This is a genomic window from Caminibacter sp. (assembly GCF_053999135.1).
The window spans coordinates 1-9,210 of record NZ_JBMXVQ010000077.1 but is presented as its reverse complement, the minus strand read 5'-3'; the positions used below and the strand labels follow the sequence as shown (position 1 = coordinate 9,210).

Below are 9,210 nucleotides of genomic sequence, written 5' to 3'. Positions count from 1 at the left end.
GTTTTTATATAAAAAAATTATCCTTTATAAAGGACTTAAATCTATTGAAATTTCTTTATATCCGCATTCAGTTTGTATGAATAAAGAATGCGTCCCTAAAAGTGTATTTATTGAAAAATTTTTCGGTTCTGAATATCCTGACGACTTTCTGGATAAAATTATAAAGGGGAAACCTCTTTCTTTTATAAGGGACAGTAAAAGATTTGTTTATAAAGTAACTCCCCAAAAGGTTTTGTTTAAAGACAGGGAAAAAAGAATAGTTTTTATGATAAAATTTTTATAGGATTTTGTTTTCGAGGTATTTGGTATCGTAATTGTTATTTAAAAAGTCTTCGTTTTCAAGCATTTTCAGATGAAAAGGTATGGTGGTTTTAATGCCGGTTATTTTAAATTCTTTTAATGCCTCTTTCATAACTTTAATGGCTTCTTCCCTGTTTTTACCCCATGTTATGACTTTGGCTATCATAGAGTCGTAATAAGGAGGAATGATATATCCGCTGTAAATGTGCGTATCGACTCTGACATCTTTTCCTCCCGGGATATATAGTTTTTGAATTTTGCCCGGATTTGGGATAAATTTTTCAGGGTCTTCGGCTAAAATCCTGCACTCTATTGCATGTCCTTTTATTTCAATTTCATCCTGCGAAGGGATTTTTTCTCCTTCTTCCACTCTTATCATCCATTCCACAAGGTCTATTCCCGTTACCGTTTCGCTTACGGGATGTTCCACCTGAAGGCGGGTGTTCATTTCCATAAAATAAAAGTTCAAATCTTTATCCACCAGAAACTCTATTGTCCCAGCGCTGTAATAACCTATGGCTTTTGCCGCTTTTACGGCCGTTTCGTAAAGGGCTTTTCTGGTTTTTTCATCAAGAATAATTGCAGGGGATTCTTCTATAAGTTTTTGATGTCTTCTTTGAAGCGAACAGTCCCTTTCTCCTAAATGTATGACGTTTCCGTGTTTGTCTCCAAGAATCTGAACTTCTATATGGCGTGGTTTTTGAATATATTTTTCCATATAAATCGTCGGGTCTCCAAACGCGCTCTTAGCTTCATTGCTTGCGGCTAAAAAGGCGTTTTCTAAATAACTTTCGTCCTCAACGACTCTCATACCTCTTCCGCCGCCCCCGCTTGCGGCTTTTAATATTACCGGATATCCTATTTGTTTTGCTACTTTTTTAGCTTCTTCAACGTCTTTTACTGCTCCTTCACTTCCCGGAATTACGGGTACTCCCGCTTTTTTCATCACTTCTTTGGCTTTGCTTTTATCGGACATAATCTCCATAACTTCAAGGCTTGGTCCTATAAATGCTATGTCGTGTTCGCGGCATATTTCCACAAACGTCTGATTTTCGCTTAAAAAACCGTATCCCGGAAAAATAGCGTCGCACTCCGTCATTTCCGCCGCTGTTATAATAGCAGGAATGTTAAGATAGCTTTCTGTTGATTTTTCCGGTCCTACGCATACCGCTCCGTCTGCAAATTCAAGATAAATGGCGCTTTTATCGGCTGTTGAGTAAATACATACGGCTTCTTTTTGAAGCTTGTGGATAGCCCTTACGGCTCTTAGAGCTATTTCTCCTCTGTTGGCTATTAAAATTCTGTTGAGTTTTTTCATCAGCTAAGCCTTTTTACTTTAAATAACGGAGTGTCAAATTCAACAGGCTGTCCGTCTTCTACTAAGATATCCAAAATTTCGCAGTCAAACTCCGCTTCAAGTTCGTTCATAATTTTCATAGCTTCAATAATGCATAAAGTCTGACCTTTTTTTACTTTGTCTCCAACTTTTACATAAGGAGGGGAATCAGGGCTTGGAGCCTGATAAAAAGTTCCGACCATAGGGGAGGTAATCAAATCCCCTTCAACCTCACATTCAGGTTTTGCCTCTATTTTTTGAACTATAGGGGTTTTTGCCGGTTCTGTTGAGAGTTGCGGCTGAGGCTGTTGGGGCTGGGCTACAGGGGATGTTTTATCCAGATAGATTCTGAATTTTTCTGTTTCAAGTTCTAAAATATTTGTTTTTGATTTATCAAAAGCTTCTAAAAGTCTTTTTAATTCTTTTAAATCCATTATATATCCTTTATTAAATTTTTATAGACACTGACATTGGTCAATACCGGTTAATAAAATAATAGCATAATTTTGTTACAATTTTAATAAAACAAGATAAGGAAATCTGTATGGGTGTTAAGTCCGATAAATGGATAAGAACAATGGCAAAAAGGTTCGGAATGATTGAACCTTTTGAAGAAAAGCAGGTAAGAAAAGGGATAATAAGTTACGGGGTAAGCTCTTACGGGTACGATATAAGAGTCAGTGATGAATTTATGGTGTTTACCAATATAAATTCGACTATTGTAGACCCTAAAGATTTTGACGAAAGAAACGTTGTAAAAATAAAGGGGGACTGTATTATCCCTCCAAATTCTTTTGCCCTTTGCAGAAGTGTTGAATATTTCAGAATGCCTCGCGACGTTTTGGCTATATGCGTGGGTAAAAGCACATACGCCAGATGCGGTATAATCGTAAACGTTACGCCTATAGAACCCGAATGGGAGGGCCATATAACAATAGAAATATCCAATACTACGCCTCTTCCCGCGAAAATATACGCAAACGAGGGTATAGCCCAGCTTATATTTTTAGGTGCGGACGATAGTATATGCGAGACCAGTTATGCAGACAAACGCGGCAAATATCACGGACAGCAGGGAATAACGCTTCCGAAGGTTGAAAAATGAGAGTGTGCGTGGCTTTAGACAATCCGACAAAAGAGGAAAATTTAAAACTTGCAAACGAATTAAAAGAGTATGCGAAAGATTTATGGCTTAAGGTTGGATTTAGAAGTTATATAAGAGACGGAAACGAATTTGTAAAAGAGCTTAAGGATTTAGGGTATAATATATTTTTAGATTTAAAACTTTACGATATTCCAAATACGATGGCGGATGCGGCCGAGGAGATAGCAAAACTTGGCGTGGATATGTTTAATGTTCATGCAAGCGCCGGCGGCAGGGCTTTAAAAGAGGTTATGAAAAGACTTGAGCGTTTTGAAAAAAGACCTCTTGTTTTGGCCGTTACCGCTTTAACGAGTTTTGATGATGAGGAATTTAAAAAAATTTACGGTAAAAGCATAAAAGAAAAAGCGGGAGAATTTGCCCTCCTGGCTTATGAGTGCGGGCTTGACGGAGTGGTTTGTAGTGTTTGGGAAAGTCTGGAAATTAAAAAGAAAACTTCTGAGAATTTTATAACGCTTACACCCGGTATAAGACCTTTTGGAGAAGATGCACAGGACCAGAGAAGAGTTGCCGATTTGAAAGCGGCAAAAGAAAACAGGGTTGATTTTATAGTTGTCGGAAGACCTATTTATAAATCTGAAAATCCCAAAAAAACAGTGGAAAAAATATTAAAGGAGATTAAATGAAAAAAATAATAACTCTAGCGGCGGCTGTAGCTTCGCTTTTTGCTTTTGATAAAGTGATTTCTCAGGATAAGATAATAAATGTTTTAAAACTCTCTCCCGTATATAAACAGCTGGCCGGGCCTATAAAAAAAGGCGAGGTAAAATTAAAGGGGACTCAAAAGGACGGATTTTATATTATAGAAATCAACACTCCAAGAGGAAGGGGGCTTTTATACATAACGGCCGATGGAAAATATACCGTTATAGGCCGGGTTATAGACAATAAAACATCCCGTCCTCTTGTGCCGAATTTTCCTAAAAATGCCGATGTTGTAAAAAAAGGCGTAATGTTTACGTTTGGAAAAGGAAACAAGGATATTTATCTGATAACGGACCCTGAGTGTCCTTACTGCAGAATAATGGAAAAAGAGAAAAAAGATATTCTTGAAAAAAATTACAGAGTTCATGTAATTTTATATCCTCTTTCTTTTCATAAACATGCAAAAGATATGAGCTATTACATTCTTGCCGGAAAAACGGACGAAGAGAGGGCTAAAAGACTTAGAGAAGTTCTAAGCGGCGCTGACGCATGGAAAAAGTTTAAGCCTACAAAAGAACAAAAAGAGAAATTTGATAAAGAACTGGCGGCTGCTAAAAAAGCGGTTGAGGAATTGGGAGCTAGGGGAACGCCTACAATATTTGACGAAAAATTCAACACTATAGACTGGTCAAGTATAAAATAGGAGTGTGATATGAGTTTGTCAAGTAATTTTATAGATGCGGCTTTATGCTGCAGCCTGAAAATCATAAGAAGCCTTCATGAAGAACTTAACCTTTTTGAAGAAAAAGGAGTAGGATACGGGGGGGATAGAAGTTTAAACATCGATTTAATAGCCGAAAAAATCTTAATAGAAAAGCTTAGCGAGTTTGGAAACATTTTCAGTGAGGAAGCGGGGTTTGTGGATAACGGAAAAGAAAAAACCATTATTATAGACCCTATTGACGGAAGTTACAATGTATCAAACAGTATTCCTTATTTCGGGACCAGTATCTATTTTGAGGATACGGCTTCGGTAATTGTCAATTTAAGTAACGGGGATTATTTTATACGAGATGAAAAAGGTAAAAAATTTGATAATCTTTTTAGAAAACCGTTTTTTGCAAACTTCAGACATGACGTTATTATTTTCGAAAAAGCTTATAAAAATCCGGATATTGTCCAGAAACTGGCAAATCATAATCTAAAATTCAGAGCCCCCGGCGCTCTTAGTCTTTCTTTGGCTTACGGAGAATCAAGCAAGGCCGTTATTTATAAGGGAGAAATAAGAGAATTTGACATAGCAGCCGCTAAATTTTATAACAGCGACTGTTTTTGGCATTTTGAGGAAGATTTAATAGTTATGAGTCCTAAATACGAGTATTTGGAGGAAGTGTTAAAAATTATAAAGGAATAGACCATGGGATTTGGAGATTTTTTAAAAAAATTCAAAAGACCGCAGCCTACTAAAGACGAAAAACCCACCAGCTGGATAAAATGCCCCGCCTGCGGGTCTATAAGTTTTTATAAAGAAGTCAAAAAGGAAAACAACACCTGTCCAAAATGCGGATATCATTTCAGAATGAGCGCGGAGGAGAGAATAAAACTTTTGGCGGATGAGAATACGTTTGTAGAGTATGACAAAAATTTGGAGCCTAACGACCCTCTTAATTTTGTGGATAAAAAAAGCTATAAAAAAAGAATAGAAGAAGGATATAAGAAAACCGGAAGAAAAAGTTCGGTAATTTCGGGAGAGTGCGAAATAAACGGAATTCCTGCCCAACTTGTGGTTTTTGATTTTGCTTTTATGGGGGGAAGTCTTGGAAGCGTTGAGGGGGAAAAGATAGTAAGGGCCGTTATGAGGGCCATCTCAAAACAGCATGGTGTTGTTATCGTTTCGACAAGCGGCGGGGCTAGAATGCAGGAGAGCACGTTTTCCCTTATGCAGATGGCAAAGACTTCCGCCGCATTGGCAAGCCTTGCCGAACATAAACTACCTTATATTTCCGTGCTTACAGACCCTACCTTTGGAGGGGTGAGCGCTTCTTTCGCGTTTTTGGGAGATTATATTATAGCAGAACCCGGGGCTATGATAGGATTTGCCGGTCCTAGGGTTATAAAGCAGACGATAGGCGAGGATTTGCCCGAAGGTTTTCAAAGGGCTGAATTTCTTTTAGAACATGGTCTTATAGATATGGTGGTTAAAAGAAACGAACTTAAAAAAACAATTTCAGATTTGCTTAAATACTCTTTAAAGAGCGTTTAATGGCCCTTTACGCTCTTTTGGATTTTGATACGCTGCAAAAATACGGCATTTCCATAGAAGAGTTTTGTAAAACCGCAAAAGGCTTAAAAGCGAAGATTTTACAGTACAGGGATAAAAACTCTTCGTTGGAAGAAAAGAAAAAAAGGCTTTTTGAAATAAGAAAATATTGGAAAAAAACGCTTATAATCAATGATACGGTTGAGCTTTTGCCTTACTGCGACGGAATTCACATAGGACAGGAGGATTTGGAAAAACTTTCAGCTGATATGAAAATTTCTAAGAAAGAGGTAATAGAGTTTTTAAGACAAAACGGGAAAAAAGTAGGGTTGTCCACCCATAATAAAGAAGAAATACTTGAAGCCAATAAATTTCCCCTCTCTTACATAGGCCTTGGGGCGTACAGACCGACTTTTACAAAAAACACCTCTAATATTCTCGGACAAAAAGTTATAAACCTTATAAAATATTCTTATCATCCGGTGGCCGTAATAGGCGGAGTTAAAATTTATGATAAAATTCCGTCAAAATTTAAGGTGGTAGGAAGCGATATATGCAGATTAACGTCTATTCGATTGAAAAAAAAGAGGATTTTCAAAACGAAATAAAAGAATTTATAAAAAAATCAAAACAGTTTGCAAACGTTAACAACATAACCCTCTATTCAAAAAGCCTTTCAAAAACCGATAATCCCCAAAAAGAGTATTCCAAAATCTTAGAGAAATATACTCAGTGCGGATTTAATGTTATTCTCTCTCCCGATGGAAAACTGGTTGACAGTTTTGAGTTTTCAAAATTTTTTGAACATTCGCATGTAAATTTTTTTATAGCCGGGGCGTACGGATTTGAAGAAGCGTTTAAGAAAAAGGGGAAACTTATATCACTAAGTCCTCTTACTATGAGTCATAAAATCGCAAAACTTGTATTGTTTGAGCAGATTTACAGAGGGCTTAGTATAAAGCACAACCATCCATATCATAAATAAAAGGAGAAAAAAATGAGCGTAAACGTAAATCACTTTAAAGAAATTCTGCTGATGAGAAAAGCGGAGCTTGAGAGGATACTTTTTAATATTTCAAGCGAACTAAATGACATCAGCAAATGCGATATTAAAGACGAGGGGGATTTTGCAGCGGCAAGTATGGACAGCGGAAGGGATTATCAGATATACCTCAATCAGAAAAAAGAACTTGCCGAAATAGAAGAAGCGTTGAAAAAAATAGAAGAAGGAACTTATGGAATATGTGAGATGTGCGACGAGCCTATTCAAGAAGAAAGACTTAAAATAAAACCTTACGCAAAATATTGTATAATATGTAGAGAAATTATAGAAAAAGAGAAAAAATGAAAAAATATACTATTTTTAGTCTGATTTTTATAGGAATTGTGACCCTTTTTGTATATGTTGAAAACAATGCGGTAACTACGTTTGAGTTTGGAGATTTTACCGTTTCCCTGCCGAATGCGGTTTGGGTTGCCGCTTTTTTGGGTGTTTTCTTTATTTTTTCTTTAATGTTTTTGGTGTTTTTGAATTTAAAAAACGCCGTTTATCAGAAAAATATTAAAAAAGATACGGAAAACATAATAAACAATATCAAAAACGGTGTTTTTTATAAAGATGAGACTAAAAAAGCCAAAATTTTAAAACACCTTAACGAATTTGCCAAGAAAAATATAAAAGGCCTTGAAATTTTGCCGCAGCCTCACGAAAAATTCGAGTTTTTTGAAGATATAAAAAAACTTAAAAACGGTGAGACGATTGATATTTCCAAATATAAATTAAAAGAAGACAACCCCTGGTTTATTTTAAACGCCAAAAACAGGCTTAAAAAAGACCCTTCATACGCCAGGGAAGTGTTAAAAAAGTTTAAAAATGAAGAGCTTAAAAAAGAAGCGTTTTATATTTTTGCAAAAGAGGCTTCCGTTAAAGAAATAATAAAATACAATTATCCTATTACGCTGGACATTCTTCTTGGTCATATAAACGATGAAGATTTAGAGCTTTTGATTAAAAAAGCATCTCTTACCCCAAAAGAACAGATAGAATTTGCCAAAAGACTTTATTCTACAAAAACCCCGGATAAAGAGCTTGAAATAACCGACCCTCTTCCTTGGGCAAAAGCGTATCTTGCCTTAAAATACGAACATCTTGAACTTGCGGAAGAAGTGATAGAAACACATGAGCTTAAATTTTTTCAATATTTCTTATATTTAAGAAAAGCCGGGGTAAAAGCGGATATTGATGAGTATATCGATTCTGAAATCTGACCCTCCGTATTTTTTTTTAGCCCCCCTTGCGGGATATACGGATTTGCCTTTTAGAAGCGTTGTTAAAAAATTCGGATGCGATATGACGTTTTCTGAAATGACCAACGTTAACGCCATTGCCTACAATAATGAAAAAACAAAAAAGATGATGGAAAAATCCCCTCTTGAAAACCCCTATTTTGTTCAAATCGCCGCAAACAATGTGGAAAATGCCATAAAAGCTGTCGGGATAATAAACGATACAGACTGGATTGACGGAATAGACATAAACCTCGGCTGTCCCGTAAATAAAGCCAGACGTTCGGGTTTTGGGGGAGTGCTTCTTAAAGACGAAAACAGAGAAAAACTAAAAGAAATCGTAAAAGCCGTTGTAAATACGTCAAAAAAACCGGTAAGCGCGAAAATGAGACTCGGGTTTGACGAAACAGTGGCGGTGGATAGGGCTAAGATGCTTGAGGATTTGGGGGTGGAGTTTTTAACCGTTCACGGCAGAACCGTCAGACAGATGTATAAAGGCAGCGCAGATTATGATGAAATAAAAAAAGTGGTAAAAGCCGTAAATATTCCGGTAATTGCAAACGGAGATATGAAGGGTTAGGAAAAGGAAGAGTTGGTTTTGGGATATACGGGTGCGGATGGAGTCTCGGTAGGAAGGGGAGCGGTAGGAAAACCATGGATTTTTCTTGAAATGAAACAGCAGGGAAATATAACCGCTAGTCAAAAAAAAGAGGTGATAATCGAACATTTTAATCAGATGATTAATTTTTACGGGGATTACGGGGTGATTCTTTTTAGAAAACACGCCCACGCATATTCAAAAGGACTTCCAAAAGCAAGCGAATTTAGAAGCAAAATAAACGAAGTAAAAGAGCCTAAGAGAGTTTTGGAGCTTTTAGAGGAGTATTTTTAAAAAGTTTTATTGACAAAAATCACTTTTTTTGACCCGACTTTGAAAAAAATCCTGTAAAAACCTACTTACAAAAACAAAGAAGTATGTATTTTAGGGATTTTTTATAAAAGAAAGTCATTCTGCTAAACAAAATATAGGGACAATAGTGTTATTCGCATCTTGACTTCATTGTTTATTTTTTGGTAATATTCATATGATTTTCCTAGTATAAAGGATGCTCTTGTATCTTAAAGTAACCAAAGTTAAAGATAAAGAATATCTAAAAATCGTTGAAAGTTATTGGGATAAGAAAGATAAAAAAGTAAAACATAAAGTTATTGCTAATTTAG

At 36.3% G+C, this 9,210-nt stretch carries 12 protein-coding genes and 2 pseudogenes; 12 read left to right on the top strand and 2 right to left on the bottom strand.

All coding sequences use genetic code 11. The features are described from left to right. Window positions 1-283, top strand: a pseudogene (locus ACXJH6_RS06210) (hypothetical protein); the annotation flags it as partial. On the opposite strand, the gene ACXJH6_RS06205 reads toward ACXJH6_RS06210, so the two are convergent. Then, window positions 278-1,618 carry an acetyl-CoA carboxylase biotin carboxylase subunit gene (locus ACXJH6_RS06205; protein ID WP_456470893.1) on the bottom strand — a complete coding sequence of 447 codons (1,341 nt, stop codon included), beginning with the start codon at window positions 1,616-1,618 and terminating at the stop codon, window positions 278-280. The pseudogene ACXJH6_RS06210 and the gene ACXJH6_RS06205 sit on opposite strands and share 6 nt — an antisense overlap. Further along, on the bottom strand, window positions 1,618-2,070 hold the full coding sequence (gene accB / locus ACXJH6_RS06200) for an acetyl-CoA carboxylase biotin carboxyl carrier protein (RefSeq protein WP_456470892.1): 453 nt from the start codon (window positions 2,068-2,070) through the stop codon (window positions 1,618-1,620). Before accB ends, ACXJH6_RS06205 begins: the two co-directional genes overlap by 1 nt. A 110-nt stretch (window positions 2,071-2,180) precedes the next feature. Between accB and dcd the strand changes: the two genes are divergently transcribed. The 11 genes and pseudogenes from dcd to ACXJH6_RS09245 form a co-directional block, all read left to right on the top strand. Then, window positions 2,181-2,741, top strand: a complete 561-nt coding sequence (dcd, locus tag ACXJH6_RS06195) for a dCTP deaminase (protein ID WP_456470891.1) — start codon at window positions 2,181-2,183, stop codon at window positions 2,739-2,741. Next, window positions 2,738-3,424 carry an orotidine-5'-phosphate decarboxylase gene (pyrF, locus tag ACXJH6_RS06190; protein WP_456470890.1) on the top strand — a complete coding sequence of 229 codons (687 nt, stop codon included), beginning with the start codon at window positions 2,738-2,740 and terminating at the stop codon, window positions 3,422-3,424. The genes dcd and pyrF overlap by 4 nt, the downstream gene beginning before the upstream one ends. Further along, window positions 3,421-4,146, top strand: a complete 726-nt coding sequence (locus ACXJH6_RS06185) for a thioredoxin fold domain-containing protein (protein ID WP_456470889.1) — start codon at window positions 3,421-3,423, stop codon at window positions 4,144-4,146. The genes pyrF and ACXJH6_RS06185 overlap by 4 nt, the downstream gene beginning before the upstream one ends. A 9-nt stretch (window positions 4,147-4,155) precedes the next feature. Continuing rightward, a complete protein-coding gene (locus tag ACXJH6_RS06180) occupies window positions 4,156-4,857 on the top strand; it encodes an FIG domain-containing protein (protein ID WP_456470888.1) in 702 nt (233 codons plus the stop codon). A gap of 3 nt (window positions 4,858-4,860) precedes the next feature. Further along, complete coding sequence (accD, locus tag ACXJH6_RS06175) at window positions 4,861-5,706, top strand: acetyl-CoA carboxylase, carboxyltransferase subunit beta (protein WP_456470887.1); 846 nt, start codon at window positions 4,861-4,863, stop codon at window positions 5,704-5,706. Continuing rightward, window positions 5,706-6,311, top strand: coding sequence for a thiamine phosphate synthase (locus tag ACXJH6_RS06170; RefSeq protein WP_456470886.1), 606 nt, complete (start codon window positions 5,706-5,708; stop codon window positions 6,309-6,311). Before accD ends, ACXJH6_RS06170 begins: the two co-directional genes overlap by 1 nt. Further along, on the top strand, window positions 6,257-6,688 hold the full coding sequence (locus ACXJH6_RS06165) for a 23S rRNA (pseudouridine(1915)-N(3))-methyltransferase RlmH (protein ID WP_456470885.1): 432 nt from the start codon (window positions 6,257-6,259) through the stop codon (window positions 6,686-6,688). The genes ACXJH6_RS06170 and ACXJH6_RS06165 overlap by 55 nt, the downstream gene beginning before the upstream one ends. 12 nt (window positions 6,689-6,700) lie before the next feature. Further along, window positions 6,701-7,051 (top strand): RNA polymerase-binding protein DksA, encoded by a 351-nt coding sequence (gene dksA, locus ACXJH6_RS06160; RefSeq protein WP_456470884.1) that lies wholly within the window; start codon window positions 6,701-6,703, stop codon window positions 7,049-7,051. Further along, window positions 7,048-7,971: a hypothetical protein gene (locus tag ACXJH6_RS06155; protein ID WP_456470883.1), complete on the top strand. Its 924-nt coding sequence runs from the start codon at window positions 7,048-7,050 to the stop codon at window positions 7,969-7,971. Before dksA ends, ACXJH6_RS06155 begins: the two co-directional genes overlap by 4 nt. Continuing rightward, window positions 7,946-8,881: pseudogene (locus ACXJH6_RS06150) on the top strand (tRNA dihydrouridine synthase). Before ACXJH6_RS06155 ends, ACXJH6_RS06150 begins: the two are co-directional and overlap by 26 nt. 214 nt (window positions 8,882-9,095) lie before the next feature. Further along, a partial coding sequence (locus tag ACXJH6_RS09245; protein ID WP_503417178.1) for an IS1634 family transposase N-terminal domain-related protein occupies window positions 9,096-9,210 on the top strand: 115 nt, incomplete at its 3' end.

Coding starts and splice junctions, on each gene's coding strand:
- ACXJH6_RS06205 (WP_456470893.1), bottom strand. CDS start 1,618: ATGAAAAAACTCAACAGAATTTTAATAGCCAACAGAGGAGAAATAGCT.
- accB (WP_456470892.1), bottom strand. CDS start 2,070: ATGGATTTAAAAGAATTAAAAAGACTTTTAGAAGCTTTTGATAAATCA.
- dcd (WP_456470891.1), top strand. CDS start 2,181: ATGGGTGTTAAGTCCGATAAATGGATAAGAACAATGGCAAAAAGGTTC.
- pyrF (WP_456470890.1), top strand. CDS start 2,738: ATGAGAGTGTGCGTGGCTTTAGACAATCCGACAAAAGAGGAAAATTTA.
- ACXJH6_RS06185 (WP_456470889.1), top strand. CDS start 3,421: ATGAAAAAAATAATAACTCTAGCGGCGGCTGTAGCTTCGCTTTTTGCT.
- ACXJH6_RS06180 (WP_456470888.1), top strand. CDS start 4,156: ATGAGTTTGTCAAGTAATTTTATAGATGCGGCTTTATGCTGCAGCCTG.
- accD (WP_456470887.1), top strand. CDS start 4,861: ATGGGATTTGGAGATTTTTTAAAAAAATTCAAAAGACCGCAGCCTACT.
- ACXJH6_RS06170 (WP_456470886.1), top strand. CDS start 5,706: ATGGCCCTTTACGCTCTTTTGGATTTTGATACGCTGCAAAAATACGGC.
- ACXJH6_RS06165 (WP_456470885.1), top strand. CDS start 6,257: ATGCAGATTAACGTCTATTCGATTGAAAAAAAAGAGGATTTTCAAAAC.
- dksA (WP_456470884.1), top strand. CDS start 6,701: ATGAGCGTAAACGTAAATCACTTTAAAGAAATTCTGCTGATGAGAAAA.
- ACXJH6_RS06155 (WP_456470883.1), top strand. CDS start 7,048: ATGAAAAAATATACTATTTTTAGTCTGATTTTTATAGGAATTGTGACC.